At 32.9% G+C, this 19,518-nt stretch carries 21 protein-coding genes; 9 read left to right on the forward strand and 12 right to left on the reverse strand.

Annotated elements, in window-relative coordinates:
- Nucleotides 1-49: 49 nt before the first annotated feature.
- The 4 genes from BJG89_RS13735 to BJG89_RS13750 all read right to left on the reverse strand — a co-directional run bounded on the left by BJG89_RS13735 (nucleotide 50) and on the right by BJG89_RS13750 (nucleotide 3,495).
- Nucleotides 50-784: a phosphoadenylyl-sulfate reductase gene (locus BJG89_RS13735; protein WP_096811123.1), complete on the reverse strand. Its 735-nt coding sequence runs from the start codon at nucleotides 782-784 to the stop codon at nucleotides 50-52.
- A gap of 679 nt (nucleotides 785-1,463) precedes the next feature.
- Entirely contained in the window at nucleotides 1,464-1,910 is a 447-nt protein-coding gene (locus BJG89_RS13740; protein WP_096811124.1) for a helix-turn-helix domain-containing protein, read from the reverse strand.
- A gap of 398 nt (nucleotides 1,911-2,308) precedes the next feature.
- On the reverse strand, nucleotides 2,309-3,043 hold the full coding sequence (locus BJG89_RS13745) for an SDR family NAD(P)-dependent oxidoreductase (RefSeq protein ID WP_096811125.1): 735 nt from the start codon (nucleotides 3,041-3,043) through the stop codon (nucleotides 2,309-2,311).
- A gap of 5 nt (nucleotides 3,044-3,048) precedes the next feature.
- Nucleotides 3,049-3,495: a GNAT family N-acetyltransferase gene (locus BJG89_RS13750; protein ID WP_096811126.1), complete on the reverse strand. Its 447-nt coding sequence runs from the start codon at nucleotides 3,493-3,495 to the stop codon at nucleotides 3,049-3,051.
- 79 nt (nucleotides 3,496-3,574) lie between these two features.
- Here BJG89_RS13750 and BJG89_RS13755 point away from each other — a divergent pair, with 79 nt between their 5' ends.
- From BJG89_RS13755 to BJG89_RS13780, 8 genes are all read left to right on the forward strand, one after another.
- Nucleotides 3,575-4,018 carry a MarR family winged helix-turn-helix transcriptional regulator gene (locus BJG89_RS13755; protein ID WP_096811127.1) on the forward strand — a complete coding sequence of 148 codons (444 nt, stop codon included), beginning with the start codon at nucleotides 3,575-3,577 and terminating at the stop codon, nucleotides 4,016-4,018.
- A 27-nt stretch (nucleotides 4,019-4,045) separates the two neighbouring features.
- On the forward strand, nucleotides 4,046-4,744 hold the full coding sequence (locus BJG89_RS15005; RefSeq protein WP_325051516.1) for an MFS transporter: 699 nt from the start codon (nucleotides 4,046-4,048) through the stop codon (nucleotides 4,742-4,744).
- Between the two features lie 41 nt (nucleotides 4,745-4,785).
- Nucleotides 4,786-5,325, forward strand: coding sequence for an MFS transporter (locus BJG89_RS15010; RefSeq protein ID WP_325051517.1), 540 nt, complete (start codon nucleotides 4,786-4,788; stop codon nucleotides 5,323-5,325).
- The gene (locus tag BJG89_RS13765) at nucleotides 5,318-6,073 is read left to right on the forward strand and encodes an SDR family NAD(P)-dependent oxidoreductase (RefSeq protein ID WP_096811128.1); all 756 of its coding nucleotides are present in this window, start codon (nucleotides 5,318-5,320) and stop codon (nucleotides 6,071-6,073) included. Before BJG89_RS15010 ends, BJG89_RS13765 begins: the two co-directional genes overlap by 8 nt.
- A 25-nt stretch (nucleotides 6,074-6,098) precedes the next feature.
- Entirely contained in the window at nucleotides 6,099-6,848 is a 750-nt protein-coding gene (locus tag BJG89_RS13770) for a glucose 1-dehydrogenase (protein ID WP_096811129.1), read from the forward strand.
- Between the two features lie 43 nt (nucleotides 6,849-6,891).
- A complete protein-coding gene (locus tag BJG89_RS14520) occupies nucleotides 6,892-7,056 on the forward strand; it encodes a hypothetical protein (protein WP_157772560.1) in 165 nt (54 codons plus the stop codon).
- Nucleotides 7,057-7,123: 67 nt separating this feature from the next.
- Entirely contained in the window at nucleotides 7,124-7,363 is a 240-nt protein-coding gene (locus BJG89_RS13775) for a hypothetical protein (RefSeq protein ID WP_157774149.1), read from the forward strand.
- Nucleotides 7,364-7,564: 201 nt separating this feature from the next.
- Nucleotides 7,565-8,620 carry a DUF418 domain-containing protein gene (locus BJG89_RS13780; protein ID WP_157772561.1) on the forward strand — a complete coding sequence of 352 codons (1,056 nt, stop codon included), beginning with the start codon at nucleotides 7,565-7,567 and terminating at the stop codon, nucleotides 8,618-8,620.
- A 268-nt stretch (nucleotides 8,621-8,888) separates the two neighbouring features.
- Here BJG89_RS13780 and BJG89_RS13785 read toward each other — a convergent pair whose 3' ends face one another.
- The 7 genes from BJG89_RS13785 to BJG89_RS13815 form a co-directional block, all read right to left on the reverse strand.
- Nucleotides 8,889-10,223 carry a GntT/GntP/DsdX family permease gene (locus BJG89_RS13785; protein ID WP_096811132.1) on the reverse strand — a complete coding sequence of 445 codons (1,335 nt, stop codon included), beginning with the start codon at nucleotides 10,221-10,223 and terminating at the stop codon, nucleotides 8,889-8,891.
- 52 nt (nucleotides 10,224-10,275) lie between these two features.
- Nucleotides 10,276-11,001, reverse strand: a complete 726-nt coding sequence (locus BJG89_RS13790) for a GntR family transcriptional regulator (RefSeq protein ID WP_096811133.1) — start codon at nucleotides 10,999-11,001, stop codon at nucleotides 10,276-10,278.
- 7 nt (nucleotides 11,002-11,008) lie between these two features.
- Nucleotides 11,009-12,025, reverse strand: a complete 1,017-nt coding sequence (locus BJG89_RS13795; protein WP_096811248.1) for a sugar kinase — start codon at nucleotides 12,023-12,025, stop codon at nucleotides 11,009-11,011.
- The gene (gene dagF, locus BJG89_RS13800) at nucleotides 12,018-12,767 is read right to left on the reverse strand and encodes a 2-dehydro-3-deoxy-phosphogluconate aldolase (RefSeq protein ID WP_096811134.1); all 750 of its coding nucleotides are present in this window, start codon (nucleotides 12,765-12,767) and stop codon (nucleotides 12,018-12,020) included. The genes BJG89_RS13795 and dagF overlap by 8 nt, the downstream gene beginning before the upstream one ends.
- On the reverse strand, nucleotides 12,767-13,873 hold the full coding sequence (locus tag BJG89_RS13805; protein ID WP_096811135.1) for a DgaE family pyridoxal phosphate-dependent ammonia lyase: 1,107 nt from the start codon (nucleotides 13,871-13,873) through the stop codon (nucleotides 12,767-12,769). Before BJG89_RS13805 ends, dagF begins: the two co-directional genes overlap by 1 nt.
- The gene (locus BJG89_RS13810; RefSeq protein WP_096811136.1) at nucleotides 13,851-14,951 is read right to left on the reverse strand and encodes an amidohydrolase/deacetylase family metallohydrolase; all 1,101 of its coding nucleotides are present in this window, start codon (nucleotides 14,949-14,951) and stop codon (nucleotides 13,851-13,853) included. The genes BJG89_RS13805 and BJG89_RS13810 overlap by 23 nt, the downstream gene beginning before the upstream one ends.
- 398 nt (nucleotides 14,952-15,349) lie before the next feature.
- Nucleotides 15,350-16,495, reverse strand: a complete 1,146-nt coding sequence (locus BJG89_RS13815; RefSeq protein WP_096811137.1) for a globin domain-containing protein — start codon at nucleotides 16,493-16,495, stop codon at nucleotides 15,350-15,352.
- 290 nt (nucleotides 16,496-16,785) lie between these two features.
- Here BJG89_RS13815 and BJG89_RS13820 point away from each other — a divergent pair, with 290 nt between their 5' ends.
- Nucleotides 16,786-18,390 (forward strand): amidohydrolase, encoded by a 1,605-nt coding sequence (locus tag BJG89_RS13820; RefSeq protein ID WP_096811138.1) that lies wholly within the window; start codon nucleotides 16,786-16,788, stop codon nucleotides 18,388-18,390.
- A 179-nt stretch (nucleotides 18,391-18,569) separates the two neighbouring features.
- Here the strand turns inward: BJG89_RS13820 and BJG89_RS13825 are convergent, their stop codons facing one another.
- Entirely contained in the window at nucleotides 18,570-19,409 is an 840-nt protein-coding gene (locus BJG89_RS13825; RefSeq protein WP_096811139.1) for a ParB/RepB/Spo0J family partition protein, read from the reverse strand.
- Between the last annotated feature and the right edge of the window lie 109 nt (nucleotides 19,410-19,518).

A 19,518-nucleotide genomic window follows, 5' to 3' on the forward strand; every position in this document is an offset into this window, starting at 1 on the left:
TCTATCTGATTGGAATACTAAGGATTAATAATAAAAAAATAGATTTTAACTATAGAGAAGGATGATCTGTAGTATGGAGTCCGCATTCAGTTTTATTTGAATTTGTCCATCTTCCTTCACGTGAATCCCCAGGCCCTTCAACAGCCGCAGTACACGGTATACAACCGATACTTGGATAGTTAAAATCGTGCAATTCGTTATAGTGCAATTCATATTTTTTAATATAGTGCCATACATCCTCCCACGTCCAATGTACCAAAGGGCAAATCTTGACTGATTGGAATCGTTCATCTTTATTAATGAACACCATATTTTGACGACTTAGTGACTGTGATCTGCGCAATCCAGATATCCAAGCAGTGGCACCTGATAAAACATCTTCCAAAGGCTTAATTTTCCTAATATAGCAACATTGATTCGGTGCATTTTTCCAAAGTGCTGGGTTATACTGTGACGCTTGTTCGTCTAAAGTGAGCTCTGGCTTTTTAAGTTTAATACGTAATTCTGGATAACGTGCTTGAACACGATCAATTAAGTCATACGTTTCTTGAAAATGAAGTCCTGTATCTAAAAATACAATTTGAGCATCCTTTTTAACACTATAAATTAAATCAATCAGTATCATGCCTTCAGCGCCAAAGCTACAAGCATAAATAACTGACTCTCCATAGGTTTGATAAGCCCATGTCACAACTTCACGTGCGCCTTTCGTTTCATCATCAATATTTATTGATTCAGAGGCATCTGCATTAAAATGGTCGTATGTAATTTTTGATTCATGCATAAATTTATTCGCCCTCCTCTTACCATTCATCAATAATTAATAATTAGATTGATTTTAATTTTAGAATTATTCGAAAATAATTATGATTTACACTTTACTCATTGTAAATTTTTATGTCAAGTGTATATTTGTATATCTAAATTTATAATTTTTTTACTAAAAACCGTCTTAAAAACTGTCATAACAAACTTTCGAACAATTTATATTCTAATTTTAATTAAATTTTATACCAACCTTGTTATATTTAGTTTTCCTCGTATCTAAACGCTTTTAGAAATTTGTAAAATTTTTCAAAAATTTTGATTTGGGGAGGCCTAAAAAGTAGGACCATTATTTAAAAAACGTAACGATTTTTAAAATTAAAAGTAAGGTAATATTGAGTATTCTTTTAAGATATTGAGAGAGACAAAAGGGCTTCTTTGACGAATTTTCATGCCTTGGGTATATGCTGTATACTTCACGATATTTTGGAGGAGCAATTGGTGTTTTTACATTTTCGAGAAAAGAAGCGTGCAATTGAAGTACGTAGCTTGTGGCATTTACGTTGAATGAATTTATTAAAATATTGAAAAGAATGCTTAACTAAATCAGGAAAAATTGTTAGTATATCGTGCGATATAAACCAATTATTCAAGGTTTATGACAGTTAAGCATACCGGGAGTCTACGTGCGTAAAGTATTATTTATACTTTTTACTTAATATATCTGTACCTATAGCACCAATAATCATTAAGCATAATGGCCCAAATGAATAAATAATGGGACCAGATAAAAAATCAATTTCGTTACCAGATATTTTTGTGATTATAAAGATTGCTATTTTTGCGACTATCAATATGAGACCAATCACTATTAAAACATCAAAAAAAGTCTTCCATTTGTGGTGTTTTAAATTTTTGCTATCTTGAATTATTTTGTCTTTCAAATAATCGTCTCCCTTTAAAAGTTCGTCTACTGTGATATTAAATATGTCACTTATTTTCAGGAGTGTTTCAATGTTTGGATATCCTTTTTCATTTTCCCATTTCGATATAGATTGCCTACTTATATTTAAACGATCTGCTAAACCTTCTTGAGATAAATTAGCTTCTATTCTTTTCTTTTTTAATATATTATGAAAATCCATTTTGGTTACACCCCCTTATCCAAATATTTTAAATGCATTTTTTCTAACAGGTAAGTATCCTATAGTTGCGGCATGTAACCGAATTGTGGCGTACGTATTTTATATAGAATGAAAAACAGCCTTTCGTCGTTGAATGTAATATTTAACAACGCTTCTTTTGTTTTAATATGCGTTGTTATTAAAAAAGCTATAAAACACGAAACAATTGCAAAAGCGTAAGGTGAATACTTATACAGATTAAAATGATACATTTAAAATAACTACAAAATTTATAAATATATAGTAATCACACATTTTATTTTCAAAGTATTTCACCTAGAAATACGACGATATAATAATTTGGTTTTTATAATAAAACAGTGCTCACTATTATTCCGAATAAATTATTATTGTTTTTATTACAATGCTGTGAGACCGCCATCAATTACAAATTCAGAACCAGTTGAATAACTCGATTCTTCAGAAGAAAGGAAAATAATCATATTAGAAACTTCTTCAGTTTGAGCAACACGTCTCATAGGAATTGTTGTTTTGAATTGTTCTACTTGTTCTTTAACACCTTCTTGTTCTAACATAGATGTTTGGATAACGCCAGGGTGTACTGAATTTACTCTAATGTTATGAGGGGATAATTCTCTAGAAGCTGCTTTAGTCATACCCCTAACTGCGAACTTGGTATCAGTGTAACCTATAGCGCCTCCTACTAAACCATTCATAGATGAAACATTAATGATGGACCCATTTTTTTGTGCTTTCATAATGCTTGCTACTGTTTTCATACCTAGAAATACGGATACTTGGTTAACATTTACTATTTTTATATAATTTTCTAAACTTAATTCTTCTAGGGGTGTATTATACGTAATACCAGCATTATTAATTAATACATCAATATGCCCCCATTTATTCATTACTGTATTTACTACATTTTGCCAGTCACTCTCGTTAACAACATCGTGTTGTATAAAAATAGTATTTTCTCCTAATGCTTTAGAAACTTGTTCTCCCAATTCTTTATTGATATCAGTAATAGCCACCCTTGCACCTTCAGCTAATAATTTTTCAACATGCGTTTTTCCCATACCTTGTGCTGCACCAGTAACTATTATCACTTTATTTTCTAATCTTTTCATTTTTATTATGCTCCTTTGCTATATTTAAATATCAATTCCCCATTTAAATCATCCACTAATGTATAGTAAAACCCTAACTCCTCATACAACTTTCTAGCTACTTGGTTCTCTCGAACAATACTTAAATAAAGTGTATTAACTTTATATTTATCTAATACAAAAAACATTAATAACCTCATTGCTTTTCGACCAATACCCTGACGTTGATATTTTTCATCAATGAGAATTCGATCAATCCATGTTTCTTTTTTTTTACCAAAGCAACCATACATCGCAAAACCTACAATTTCATTGTCGTTATAAATTGCTACAGGACACCACTGAGAAAATTTCTCGGCTTCATTTAAACATTCGTGTACAGTTTCAATAAAATTCATTTGTTTAGAATTTACTTTTAATTGCTTTACTTCGTTAACATTAGATGGATTTATATTATTTATATAAACAGTCATAATTACTCCTTTATTATTTTACCTGGAAACCTTTTACTGGTATATTAACATTACAATTTATTTTTAGGAAGGAGATAACATGGAAAACAATAATTTTTTTGAACTCATTCACAACGCCGAATTATTTAATGATGCAACGATGACGCTTTTCATGAAAAAATTTAATTTAAACGTTAATATTTCACAAATTTTAGCTTTATCAAAATTAAAAGAAGAAGGTCCGCAAAAGCCTTCTACACTTGCACTTGCTCTAGGGTACACGTCTGGCGCTATCACAAAACTAACGAACAACCTTGTAAAAGAAGGTTATATTTTACGAGAACATCAAAAAAATGACCGTAGAGTAGTCTTGATTACAATAACTAAAAAGGGTTTAAAAGTTTTAGAAGAAGCCCAAAAGCAAGGCCAAAACATGAGAAATGAAGTTTATTCTGTTTTAAATATTGAAGAAGTTGAACAACTATTAAGCATACAAAAGAAATTATTTGAACGAGTAAAATATTTAAATACAGAAAGCAGATAAATATTTTGAATTTTAGAGGTGGCTTAAATGCATAAAGAAAGGTTACATTTTGCGTGGTTAATATTAATAGGGCTCTGTGTTTCTGTAGGATTAGGTAAAGCAGCGTTAAATAATTCAGCAGGTTTATTTTTATCCCCTGTGTCCCAAGATTTAAATGTAGGCGTAGGGAGGTTAACGATTTATTTAAGTGTTTCTTCGATTGTGACCCTGCTGTTTCTTCCGTTTGGAGGAAAGCTATTATCTAAATATAGTGCACGGTTGGTATTATTTTTTGCCATTATTTTCCAAGCAGGTGCGTTCGCTTTATTTGGTTTAATGAATTCAATTTGGGGATGGTACCTCTTAGCTATACCATTCGCTATCGGCGGGGTTTTCATTACTGTAATAGGCGGTCCTGTTTTAATCGAAAGATGGTTTAGTAAAGGGAAAGGGCTGGCCCTTGGTATTTTATCAGCAATTGGAGGGTTACTGGGTGTATTTGCGCAACCTATTATAGGCGCTTTAATTAGTCAGTTTGGTTGGAGAAATGCATACTTTATTACAGGATTAGGTGTGCTTATTATTGTTACACCTATCATTTTATTATTAATTCGTAATTCTCCTAAGGATAAAAATACAAAAGCTTATGGAGATACAAGCACTGATATAGACCCCCATAAACAAATACAAAACATCGAAGGTATTGCGTATACTACGGCCAAAAAACGCCAGCTTTTTTCTTATTAGCCCTATTTTTCTTCATTATTACCGCTATATCAAGCTTTACAATGCACGTCCCTACTTATCTTGTTAATCATGGACAAAAAGTTAGTATTGCTGGCGCAATGATGTCTGCACTGATGGTGGGTGTTTTTGTCGGTTCACTCGTATTTGGTTATCTCACAGACAAGATTGGCGCAAAAAAAGTGGGTTTATTGGCTATGATACTAGGGCTAATCGCCACTATTTTATTGATTGCTATGCCTGATTTTATTGTGGTAGTAGCTGTTGCTTTATTCTTATTTGGAATGTTTACTTCATCGATTGGAACAATAGCACCAGCGATGGCTTCGTCATTATTTGGAAGTAAAGACTATAGTCAAATTTATTCCACCTCATCAATTGGCTTAGCCCTTGCATCTATTGTCGCTTTACCAGCTTATGGTTTTATATATGATATTTCAGGAAGCTATACCACGGGCCTTATTATCATTATTTTACTATTTGTGGTTAATATCATTGCGATTATTTTGGCTTTTAAAAATAAAGAAAAACTTGTTAAAGAAGGATATTGGAATTCTAAAAAGAAAGGTGATTTAAATGGCTAGACTAGATAATAAAATTGCTATCGTAACAGGTGGCGCAGGAGGCATTGGTTCAGGGATTGTAAGAGCCTACGTTAAAGAAAATGCGAAAGTTGTTATTGCTGACATTGCTGAAGAAAAAGGACAGGCATTGAGCCAAGAATTAAACAACCAAGGTTATGATACTTTCTTTATCAAAACAGATTTAAGTAATAAAGCATCATTACAAGCTTGTGTGGACCGTACTATACAGACTTATGGACAAATTGACATATTAGTTAATAACGCTCATGCATCTCGTATGAATAGTTTTTTAAATATTACGGAAGATGATTTGAATTTGTCATTTAATACGGGGTTTTATGCGACGTTTTATTTATGCCAAATGGTAATTCCTTATTTAAAAGAAACTCAAGGAAACATTATAAACTTTGGTTCTGGCGCAGCTGTTAAGGGAGATAAAAATCAAGGTGCCTATGTTGTTGCGAAAGAAGCTATTCGTGGTATAACTCGGGTGATTGCAAATGAATTCGGAGCGTTTGGTATCAATGCTAATGTGATTTCACCTATTGCTTATTCTGAAGGTGTTGATCAATGGAGAAAAGATAACCCAGAATATTATAATCAAGTTGTCCAAGGCATTCCTCTACAAAAATTTGGAGACGTTGAAAAAGACATTGGACCGGTCGCTGTATTTCTAGGAAGTAAAGATGCTCAATATATTACTGGACAAACCGTAATGGTAGACGGTGGTAGTATTAAATTATATTAATCATATAAAGAAAGCGTGATAAATAATGAAAAATAAAGTTGGTATTGTAACCGCAGCAGGTAATGGCATTGGTAGAGCAAGTGCTATCGCCTTTGCAAAAGCAGGCGCGAAAGTTGTCGTATCAGATATTTCTGAAGAGTCAGGATATGAAACTGTAAGACTCATTCAAGACGAAGGTGGAGAAGCACAATTTATTAAGTGTAATGTAGCCGAAGAAAAGGACGTTAAAAATTTAATTGACCAAACTGTTAAACAATTTGGTCGATTGGATTGGGCGCATAATAACGCAGGCATCGGCGCTCCAACGGCTTCATTAACAGAGATTGACACAGACCGTTGGCAGCGTGTAATAGATGTTACTTTAACTGGTACATTTTTATGTTTGAAATATGAGATACCAGCTATGCTTGAATCTGGTGGAGGCGCAATTGTTAATACGGCATCTACAGGTGGTTTAGTTGGAACACCTGGTTTAACGCCTTATATTTCTGCTAAACACGGCGTTAATGGGTTAACTAAAAGTGCGGCATTAGAATTTGGCAAACAAAACATACGCATTAACTCAATTTGTCCTGGTATGACAAAAACAGCAGCTGTAGAAAATTGGAGTCAAGAAGCAGAAGAACAAGCGAAAGCTTTTGAATCTGCTATTCCAATGGGCCGTATGGGCGTACCGAATGAACAAGCAAATGCCGCAGTGTGGTTATGTTCTGAACAATCTTCTTTTATTACAGGGATTAACCTCCCCGTCGATGGCGGAGAAACTGCAGAATAAATCGTTTTATTATAATATGACTATTTAATTAAGGACGTCATGTATGAGACAGACTTATCCACCTATTTTATTGATTTTGTTGTTATTAGCTTCATGTGGCAACCAAGAAAATGAGCAAAAAGAACATAATCAGCATTCAGAAAAGCAAGAAGAAAAAGTCGGTGACTCAGATACTAAAATAGAAAACCTACCTGATAAAACAGAATGATCTAAGATACAAAACAATGTGGTTTATGGAAACTTTACTTTAAACAGTAGGCAGAATCAAGATACCTATGATGACAAAAAAAACTCAAACAAAGTATATATTAGAGGAAGATAGAACCATTAAAAAAATTATTAATAAATCAAATAATATTTTATCCCCAAAAGCATTTATGCAAACAGATGCTAAGAAAGTTGAACAATATTCTGATGGTGTTTATAAATACTATTCAAAATCAATTGATAAATATTATAAAGTAATTGAAAAACACAAGTCACATAAAAATATTTTGATCGTGACAATGTATTAATTTTTTAAGAGATAGTATAACTAAATTTGATGAAAATATTACGTGGGGTTTAATTAGAATAAACTCCAAACTTACAATAACAACGAAAACGTCATAACACGTACTAATTATTAATGTGACAAAATCGTAAGACAAATTCGATTTTCATTTTTTATCCCCCCTTGTATAATGTGCTTTATATTATTGGAAAAGAGGGATAAAATGAGCGTACAAAAAGGTACAGCTTCGCTAACAAGAATTAACCTCATTGACGTTATACGTGGTATAGCTATTATAGGTATTCTATTAATTAATATTCACTTTTTTGAACCCTCTAATACAAAAAGTATAGAGATTAACATATTTGATAGTAAAGTTATTAATTATATAGAAATGTTCAGTTTAAATAAATTTCATTTTATATTTGCTTTTTTGTTTGGTGTCAGTACTTCTATTTTTATAAATAATTTACAAACAAAAGGGTTAACCCTTTGGGTACATATACGTCGAATGGTTCTTTTATTTATTGTTGGCGCATTAAGTTCCTTATTATGGGATGGCGATATTCTTAAACTATATGCAGTCATGGGGGTGCTTTTACTACTTTTTCAAAACGTGCCAAATAAAATAAAACTGAGTTGTGGCGTTTTATTGGTTACATTTGGAAATTTTTTACCCATATTAATTAAATTTATAGAAATCAAAGGTATCCACATTCCTAATTTGCTTAATTCATTTGTTTTATTAATGGTCATGCTCTCAACATTAGGACATATGTTATTAGGGCAAGCACTTTACTATATCGGTATTTTTACGAATAAAAGTTTATTGCCTAAATTAAAAAAATATTGGTTACTGTTTTTAACACTTACCCTCCTTATATGGGCACTTGCATTATTCATTCAAAATAACGAATTACTGCATAGCTTTAATCAAAACAGTGGCCCTATTATCGGTTTATTTTATATATTTTCAATTTTATTACTATACCAAATTAAACCAGTACAAAAATGCCTTTCTATATTGATTCCGTATGGGAAAATGGCATTCACGAATTACTTAGGCCAAACAATCATAGGTGTTGTTATTTTAACACCGATTCTTTCAAATTATACCGTCCATACTTATGGCATGCTTTTATTATATGTAGCAGTCACTTTATTTCAGATTACTTTCTCATTGATATGGATGCATTATTTTTTATTTGGTCCATTAGAGTGGTTGTGGCGTTGTGGAACCTATTTAAAAATCCAACCTATAAAGAAATCAAAAACATAAATTTCTTTTATAATAAAGTACATTAAAAAGGTCTACTTATTAAGCTAACGGATTCAGTTCGTAGAAGTATAGTAAAAATCAATAATACATTAATAGATATTGTTGCAAATTATAATAAAGTTAGCGTCCAACAAAAACTGGGCTACTTATCTCCTATAAAATTCAGGAAATTAGTAGCCTAGTAAATAGTGTTTTATTAACTTGCTATTTTAAAAGTTCAACATCTTCAATAGAATTCTTTTATATAATAGCTTTATATTTAACTCGCTTATATTAACGAATTAATGATAAAAGCAAAGCTAAAAGCAATAAACGCTAGCAATGTTTCCATTACTGTCCAAGTTTTGAATGTTTCTTTAACATTCAGACCTAAATACTCTTTAACCATCCAAAATCCAGCATCGTTAACATGAGACAGCATTAATGATCCTGCCCCTGTAGCTATAACTAATAATTCTAAATTTATCCCTGACATATGCTGTATGATTGGGGATACAATACCCGCAGCTGTAGTTAATGCAACTGTTGCAGACCCTGTAGCAACACGTATCAAACCTGCAACTAAAAATGCTAATAATAATGGCGAGAGCGAAAGGTTTTCAGTCATTTGTGCAATCGTGTCACCAACGCCTGTTTCAATAAGTATTTCTTTAAACCCTCCGCCAGCTCCAATAATTAAAATAATAGATCCTAATGGTAAAATACATTCTTCTACTAAATCTTTAATTACATTTTTTGACATACCTTGTTTAAAACCTAACAAATAAAAAGCGACAAAGCATGAAATTAATAAAGCTATAACTGGGCTACCTATAAATAACAAAGTATTTTTCAATAAACTCGGTATATCTCCTAAATATGGAGTAATTATAGATAACAACATTAGCAATACAGGTAACACAATAACTAAAAATGATATCGCTACACTTGGTAATGCATTCGTTTTATTATCTACTTTAATAATGTCTGGTGAATTTTCTGGTATTAAACGTTTACTAATAAACTTACCAAAAATCGGCCCTGCAATAATCGCAGTAGGTAAAGCAATAATAAGTGAATAAAGTAATACCTTTCCTAAATTTGCATCGTAAATACCGATTGCAGTCATTGCCCCAGGATGAGGCGGCACAATACCATGAACAATTGATAAGCCCGCTAATAATGGGATTGCTATAAGTAATATGTTTGCTTTTGTAGTTTTATGAATTGAAATAACAAGTGGTAATAAAATAACAATACCCACTTCAAAAAACACTGGTATACCAATGATAAAACCTGATAACATCATTGCCCATGGTAATTTTTTATAACCTAATGACTTCACTAGATAATCTGAAATTTGCATGCCTGCACCTGAATCAGACATCAATTTACCTAATATGGTTCCTAAAGCTAAAATGCCGACTAAATGTCCTAATACGTCTCCCACACCTGTTTCATAGGCTGTTACAATTTTTTCAGGTGATAAGCCTGCCATGATTGCTAAAAATAAACCAGCAACGGTTAAACTGATAAATGCATGCCATTTCCACCAAGCAACCCCTAGTATGACAATAACAATTGAAAGTAGCGTAATGATTAATAAATAAATGTTAGAATCCATCCCTGTCCCCCCATTAATGTTAGCGCTACCAACAAGTTACAAAAGTTTCACATCAATCTTTTAAACTGATTGTATATTTTTTCAACTTACTATTATAGTAACCAATACTATACTCGATAACTTCACCTGATACTGCGTAAGTTTCTCTCTCTCTAATGAGCAAAGGTTCTGACACATTAAGGTTTAATTGTATTGAAGCTTCTTCATCAAACCCAACAGAGAAATTATCTTCAATATTTTGGATTTCCATCTTCTCTTCTTCTAAAATTTTATATATCGATAAATCATTGTTCTGCTTTAATTCATCATAATTAGTTAAATGATTCAATGGATATGGTAAATAATGATTGAATAGTATATATGGCTGATCATTTAATAGATAGACTCTTGTTATCTTGTAGGATTTCACACCAAACATTTGAAATAATTGACTATTTTCTTCGTGTACAACTACCGTAATATCTTTAATAATTTTCTGTATTTTATTGCCTTGTTCTACAAGTTTTTCTGTGAAATTTTTATTGTTTGTGATGTTGTTCCTCTGTTTATGATTAATTACTGTGGTTCCTTTACCGCTTTTCTTTTCCAAGTAGCCTAAGTTTACCAATTCTTTAATTGCAGATCTTACAGTCACTTTACTCACATTAAACTCTTTTTCGAACTCTATTTCTGTCGGTATATAATTTCCAACTGTATATATCCCATGGATAATTCTGTCTTCAATAATTTGTTTTATTTGTAAATATAATGGCCCTTTTTCTGATGATAATTTCGTCATAAATCAATTACCTCTCAATATCATTTTTTTCATTATTTATAACTTTTATTATATCATCAGTATCAAACAAAGGTGTATCTCCAGAAATTGTATGCGCTAACACACAAGAAGCAGTTGAAAATGTCACCGTGTCTTGCGGATCCATATTTGAAAGTTCTCCGTGAATGATCCCACAAGTATAGGCATCTCCAGTACCAATTCTGTCTAAGATATCCACATCAAACGCTTTAGAATAATACATAGCCCCATTATCATATAAATATCCTTTAATGACGTTATGGTTGCTCCCTTGTACAGTTCGAATCGTCCCCCCGATTTTATTAATTCCATATTTTTTGGCCACTAGAGGGAGGAGTGCTTCTAATTGTCCTTCTTTTGTCTCTTTATTCGTTGATAATCCTAAAGTTTGAATAGCATCTTTTTCACTCATTATAACGATGTCTGCTTCTGATAAAATAGTTTCATAATATGGTTTAGCACGTTGATTACCATTTTCTCCCCATAACGAAGGTCTAAAATTACAATCAAAAACTACTTTAATATTTTGTTCCTTTGCTAATTTCACTAGTTTTAAAACATTATCTCGTGTTAACTGATTCATAGCTAACGTGATGCCACATATATGTAAAACATCAATGTCTTCGAGTGATTGTAACAAGTCAAATTTTGAAATACCGGTAATATTAAAACTACTTTGTTGCCTATTGGTGTACGTCACATTACTTGGACGATTACCAAACCCTTTTTCTAAAAAGTACATACCTAAATTATTATCGTTTTTGATTACTAAATTACTTTGAATCCCTAACCTACGTATTGCACCAATAGCAGATGAACCAATTGAATTATCTGGTACAGCGCTAATTAAACTAGAAGTATATCCAAATTGTGCTAACAACCCAGCAACATTGACTCCCGTACCAGTAAACGAATATTTCAAATCTTCTGCTTGTCTTAACAAGAGATTATCAGGCACTTCCAAACGCATCATTATTTCTCCATATGCTGCAATATGTTTATTCATATTGATCAACTAATTGTTTCATTTTATAAGTTAACCATTCTACATCTTCAATACGAGTTAAACCCGTCTCTTTATCAATAATAGAAGAATAGACATGCGGTATAATTTTTGGCACATGATAATCTAAAGCAATTTTTAGAATTTCTTCGAAATTTTCCTTGGTAATACCGCCTGTAGGCTCTAATCCAAAATTCATATCTCCACATGCCTGAGCTACGGCTTTATATTCTTCGACTGTATCTAAACCGCTCATTGGGAAGAATTTAATAGCATCTCCGCCCATGTCTTTAATTAAATTAATAGCAGCTTTTATTGGTATAACTGCTTTTTCAGAATCTTCGCTACTTATTGGACCTGTGGAAACATTGACATAACCTACTCTACCTGTAGGTGATACTAAAGCGTTAACCCAAGATGTGTCGTGCGTGTTAGCTGTTGTTTGTCCTACACTTGTAAATACTTGATTAATGTGTGAACCTTGGTAATCTTTTGCAATATCTGATACAACTTTTGCTTGTCTATTATCACCAGCACCTAATCCAATCGATATTGCATCATCAACGTGTGAACCAAAATCACTCATACTAGTTACCGCGTCTTTGACAGTGTCATAATCTTTTGATAATACGCCAATAACTACATTTTTATTTGCTGCTTGATATACATCTTTAATATTTCGTTCCCCTTTGGCTAATACATTGAGCGCTACGCTATCTTTATAAAATCTGTCTAATATTTTCATTAAATTTCACCTTCCACTATCTGTACAATCGTTTTATATATTATCTCCATTTCACCGCGTTTTAACGGTCTAGGATCTATATCAAAGAACCCTTGTTTAACACCATAATCTCGTGTGTAAATAGCTATGTCAGCAGATTTTAGTTTCTTAGCAAATGATTCTGCATTCAAATTTAAAATTGATGGATCCACATATACACGTGTTCTATATATCTCTCTGCCTGCTTCATCTTGAACGACTTCTAGCTTAATGCCTTGATAGTCATTAAGCGCTTCTAATTTTTGTAGTTCCTGTTTTTCATTTTTAGAATTGTCCACTTTCTCAAAATATTCATCTAAAGCTTGTAATAACCCAAAAGTTGATTCTTTACCCACTTTCATACTTCTTCCTATAAAGTGTAATTGCACTTTCGTAGCTTCAATGAGTGAATTTTTACCTGCAACGATACCAGTTGTAGGACCTTGTATTGCTTTTGAGCCACTGAAAATAGCTATGTCTGAGCATTGTGTATATTTTTTCAAATCTTCTTCTGCAGCTGCATCTACAATAAGCGGAATATGATGTCTTTGTGCCACTTCATATACCTCTTCTACAGATGCCATGTTTTTTTGAACTGCATGATGCGATTTTACATAAAGAATAGCTGCTGTATTTTCATTAATTGCTTCTTTTATATGTTTATTTTTCCCTTCATTTGCGTACCCTACTTCAACTACTGAACCCCCGCCTAAATAAATCATTGTCTCTATAGGGGCACCATATTGAACATTATGCCCTTTAAATAAAATCACTTCATTTTTATCAATTTTATCGTTATGCAATCTTTGACTTTTACGTTCGTTGCCCCCTGTGATGACACCAGCAATTGATAATGCTATGCCGCTTGACGCAGAGTTTACAACCACAGCATCTTCTGCATTAATCTTATTCGCAATATATGCGCCAGATTTATCAACCAAATCTGCCATCTCTACGTAATTTTGTCCGCCAAATTTCATCGCGTCCATTACTGAATCTGTTGGTGATGAAACGCCAAGAATGCTCATTCTCCCACTTGCATTAACAACACGTTTCAAACCATATTTATAATTTAATGAATTTTCCATTTGCTACTACGCCTCTTTCTTTAATTATTTGGTTACTTTTAACCGTTTGTTTAGACGAATCAGTAAACATTTGCTCTTCTTCAACCACGTCAAATATAGTCAGATTCGCTATACCACCCTCTCTCAGTTCTGCCAATGTAGGTTTGTTAATAATTGCCGCGGGTTTTTGCGTTACTGCGTAAATAATTTCTTTTAGTGTATATCCTAGATATAAAAATTTTGATAATACATTAGCTAAACTAAATACTGGTCCTTCTACTCTATTTTTTTTATAAATATCCGTACTTATCGTATCAAAATGTATATTAGCATTTCGTGCTTGCTTTGCTACCTCAAATGAAAAACTGGCATTACCATGACCAACATCTAAATTAACCCCTCGGTTGACCGCTTCTGTTAATACTTTCAACGGTTCGCCATTATTATCAAACAGATTATTATCTTTACCATTTAAGAAATGTGTGATTACATCTCCCTTTCGCAATAAAGGTATTACCTCTTGGATTTTTGGCGGGGCAGAACCAATGTGGGTCATAATAGGTAATTTCAACTGTTCACTGATTTCCACAGCTTTTTCCAAGGGTATCGTGCCGTTACCTTTCACAACGCTACTGCTTATTCGTGATTTCAAACCAATGACCATATCTTTATATTGATGCGCCGCTGTAATACATTGTTGCTGGTCTATCCAAGTTAAATTAGATAGCTCATCAATTCTCTCGAGCCCTATTTTTGATATGTTTAAAAATGAAAATACATTTGTTTCACTATTTAATGCACGATTATATAATTCATCGATTCTATCTGCACCACAGCTTCCAGCGTCGACAATTGTGGTAACGCCTTGTTTCACTCCGATCTCATCAATCTCATCTCCATATGGACTGAAATCCGAAAATGCGTGTACATGTAAATCAATCCAACCCGTCGATAAATAAGAACTTGAACCATCAAAAAGGATAGGCCCCTCTAATGTATGATGCTCTCCAATACTTTTAATTACACCCTCTTCAAGAAAAATATCGATACGCTCTTCATTTATTGTGGAGATATTTTTTATTATTCCTGTGCTTTTCACACTATCTCACCTCGCGAAAAGATTATAACATTATAATGTTTGAAAACGCAATCATTATAATGTTTACAAAATTAGAAACACTTAAAATTTTGATGGATAGAGTGAAATCTTAAATATACGGTTAAAATATCTAATTCTGCATATTTTCTTTTCACCTCTATTTTTAATTGTTCATTTGAGTACTATTTTTTATATTTTCGTGATCAATCATTACTCTATTTTTACTTTCTAAAAACAAGTAATTTTTTCCATAAAAAAACACCTCCGTATAAATTCATTTTAGTATGAAATCAACGGACGTGTTTTTTATTTTATTTCCTCGTTTTGGGTAGTCAGCTAATAGCTGAGATATTTTGCTTATAAAATCAATATTTTGCAAATGCTCGGGTGTTTGTAAATTATACTGAGAAGCTTAGTCTTGGAATAAATGTTTCGAAATGAATGTTATCCATTGGCACTTCTAATTTTTGTAATTCCGTAATCATTGCTTTTAGGAACGAGTTACCACCACATACGTAAACTTCCGTTTCGCCATCAAGATATTGTTTTAATTGTTCTGCATCTATAAAGCCGTCTTGGTCGCGGAAGTGTTTATCAAATTGTGCTATTGAAGATTTAGCCGTAATGTCTTCTAATTTTTCTTCAAAAGCTACATTCTGAGCATTAGATGTTGATTGAAGGAATGTTGCAGTTAAATCAGCATCAACCGCTTCTTGATACATTGAAACGAGTGGTGTAACACCAACGCCAGAGCCTAAGAATAATTGTTTATTAGCTTTATTTGCTAAACCAAATCCACCTACAGGCGCAGATAGCAGCAATGTATCCCCTACGTTAACTTCATCATGTAACACTGTGGATACTTCGCCTTCATGCTCTTCTGTAACGTCTCTACGTACACCGAATGTTAAGAAATCTTTATCTCCATCAACAATAGAGTAATGTCTTTTAGCTCTGTACGGTAATTTTTCACTAGATATATCAACTGTAATATATTGACCTGGTATAAACTGACTTAAGTCAATTTCATCTGATGTTACTGTGAAAGATTTAATCATGTCAGTTTCTTCAGTAATATTTGTTACAGTGAATGGTTTAAAACCATCCCAAGCCATTTTACTGTATACATCTTTTTCTAAACCGATAAACGCATCTGCAATTGCTCCGTACGCTTTAACCCAAGTTTGAATAATTGGATCATCTTCATTTAAACCAGTTTCTTGTTGGATGGCCCATATTAAATTTTCTCCTACAATTGGATAGTGTTCTGCTTTTACTTGCAATGCGCAATGTTTGTATACAACTGGCATGATTGCAGGGACGATAGGTGATAAATCTTCAATATTTTCAGCTGCTGCTAACACTGCCATTGCTAAAGCAGAAGATTGTAGCCCTCTTTTTTGGTTCGTTTGATTGAATACATTTTTTAATTCAGGGTGTTGTTCGAATAATCTTTTATAGAAAGTTGATGTAATCGTCTGCCCTTTATCTTTTAATAATGGTACAGTTTCTCTAATTATTTGTACCTCTTCTTGAGTTAACATAAAACCCCTCCTAATTATTTCGTCATCCACATTATTGTACTAAGTGAGCTCTCTTACAATGAATTTTATGTTGATTTCACAGAAACTTCACATTCAATATTCATTAATTTGTAACTTTTATTTTTATTATTAAATAACATAATATTTAACTTATTAGCGCTTCTATTTATAAGGTTATATCACTTAAATTATAAATATAATTTTTATTAGGAGTGATTATGATTGATAATTAATTTTTAGAAGACTAAAATACTGATTGAAAATGAATCGTCTTCTAGGAGGAATTAAATATGCAAATCTCAAAAATAATTAACGCTATGATTTTAGATATGGACACAAACACACCTTATTTAGGCACACTTATAATCAATAACGGCATCATCACAGATATTATTACTCAAGACGAAAAGGTTAAAAACCCAGATGCAATTGATTTAAATGGCCAATATATTATACCTGGATTTATCGATACGCATAGTCATCCAACCGCTTATGGAATGACCAAATTAATGGTCAATTGTGCTGATTCTAATATTAAAAATATGGATGATATCATTGCTACTTTTAAAACACAAAAAGAGCATTTAACTCATGACGGTTGGTTGATTGGTTATGGTTACAACGAGAAAGATCTAGCTGAACAACGACATCCAAACCGCTATGATTTAGATCAAATATCTACGGATACCGCAATTGCTGTTATGCATTATTCAGGACATATGGCAACTGCAAATACAAAAGCCCTTGAACTCATGGGTATTGGTTTTACAGATGACAATCCTGAAGGCGGTTATTATGAGCGTGATAATGAAGGTAAAGTTAACGGTGTATTAATCGAAATGCCTGCTACAGAAAAATTAATGTCAGTTCTGCCAGAACCCACACCTGAAGATATTGCGCACCGAATGAACTTAGCCGTTGATGATTATGTTAAAAGTGGTATCACGAACACTTCTGATTTATTAATTGGTAACAAAGGCGAAACAGACTATGAGGGCGTATTAACTTTTTTAAAACAACCACAACGCATACGCACACGTTGGATGATAACCCATCAATTACTAGAACATCACCCTAAGTTTCAAGACGTTCACGCTGATACGATTGAACGCGATTTTCAAACCTATAGTAATCATATGAGTCATCTTGGCGGCGTGAAATTTTTCAATGATGGTTCAATACAATTACAAACTGCTTCTATTAGAGGAGCCTACTTAGATGGCACTGAACCACCAAAACCTTTATTGAAACAACACCATATGATTGAAAAGTTCAAACACTTCCAGCAGTTAGGTTATAATATTGTTACACACGCTAATGGTGATGCCGCAGCTTCAGCGGTTATTGAAGCGTATAAAAAAACAGCAGAATTTAAAACTAATCCATTATGTAACAGAATCGAACATTTACAAACTATTTCAAAATCAGACATACAAGAAATGGTAAAACACCATATTGGCGGATCATTCTTTATTAATCATGTTTATTATTTTGGAGACTTACATCGAGATGTATTTTTAGGTAATGATAAGGCACAAAATTTAAACCCTGTGAAATGGGCAGAAGATAGCGGTATGACTTTTACGCTTCATACAGATGCCCCTGTGACACCAATATCTCCTTTAGAGTCTATTCAAATTGCTGTAGATAGAAAAACTAAAGATGGCGACACTCTAGGAGAACACCAACGTTTAACACGTGATGAAGCTTTTAAAAAAATGACAGCAGACGCTGCTAAATTAAACCATACAGAACAAAGTGAAGGCACGATTAAAGCTGGAAAAGTTGCCGATTTTGTTGTATTAAATCAAAATCCATTAGATACGCATACAACATTAAATAATTCGCTTATCGAAATGACAATCTGTAATGGGCAAGTTGTTTACAAGAAATAAGCCTTCCTTCTCATTCAATAATCAAGAGACAAAGCGATCAATATCTCTGCTTTGAGTTTTATATAGGTAGTAGGTGACTGGAATGAAAATACGCTTATAAGCAAAACAAGCTTTTTTCACTCCTAGTCATCTTTGCCTTAGCGATATCATAACGCTTATTGCGGATCATGGTTTCTGTCTTATTCTTCTTTATATTTTTCATTAAGTTGATGGATTAATCTTTTAAATTCTGCTTCAGATTTAAACTCAAATGTTATCTGTCCCTTTTTATGCTTTGTAGATATCATAACATTTGCACCATATTGTTCTTTTAATTGGCGCTCTTGTTGTTGAATAAACTTAGGCTTTGAAGCAGGTTGTGATGAAGTGCTTTGCTTTATCTTACCATCATTACATGTGTTCACATATTGCTCGAGTGAACGTACGCTCCAAGCCTCCCGGGAGGCTTGATGAGCTATTTTTTTTATTTTTTGCTTATCTTTTATCGCTAGTAAGGTGCGACCATGAGCCCCTGAAAGCTTGCCGTCTTTCACCATCCCAGTGACTTCTTTAGGTAATTGGAGTAAACGTAACATATTAGCTATGTATGGTCTAGATTTGCTCAAACGCGTTGCAATGTCTTGCTGTGTAAGTTTTAAATCCTCCATTAACTTTTTGTAACTTTCGGCTTCTTCTATAGCGTTTAAATCTTCACGTTGGAGATTCTCAATCACGGCGAGTTCCATCATATCTTCATCAGTTAATTCTTTAATTATTGCTGGTATATGAGTCAACCCAGCTATCTTTGAAGCTCTATACCGACGTTCCCCTACTACAATGTTGTAACCCGCTATGGTTTTTCTTAACACGATAGGTTGCAAAATACCATGCAGTTGAATTGATTCAGCTAAATCCTTCAAGCGTGCTTGATCGAATGTTTTTCTGGGTTGATAAGGGTTTGCTTTGATTTTTTGAATTTCAATTTCATTGACTTGAGCATTTTGATCTAATTTAAGACGTTCATCTATTGAATCTCTCATCGTGTACACCTACTTTCCTGACAAATATAACCTTTTTATTTAATCCTAGTATATCATCACTGTCACAATGAAAAACATAATTCGGAATTATTGATTAAATCTAAATTTT

Source organism: Staphylococcus nepalensis (assembly GCF_002442935.1).
Taxonomy (GTDB): domain Bacteria; phylum Bacillota; class Bacilli; order Staphylococcales; family Staphylococcaceae; genus Staphylococcus; species Staphylococcus nepalensis.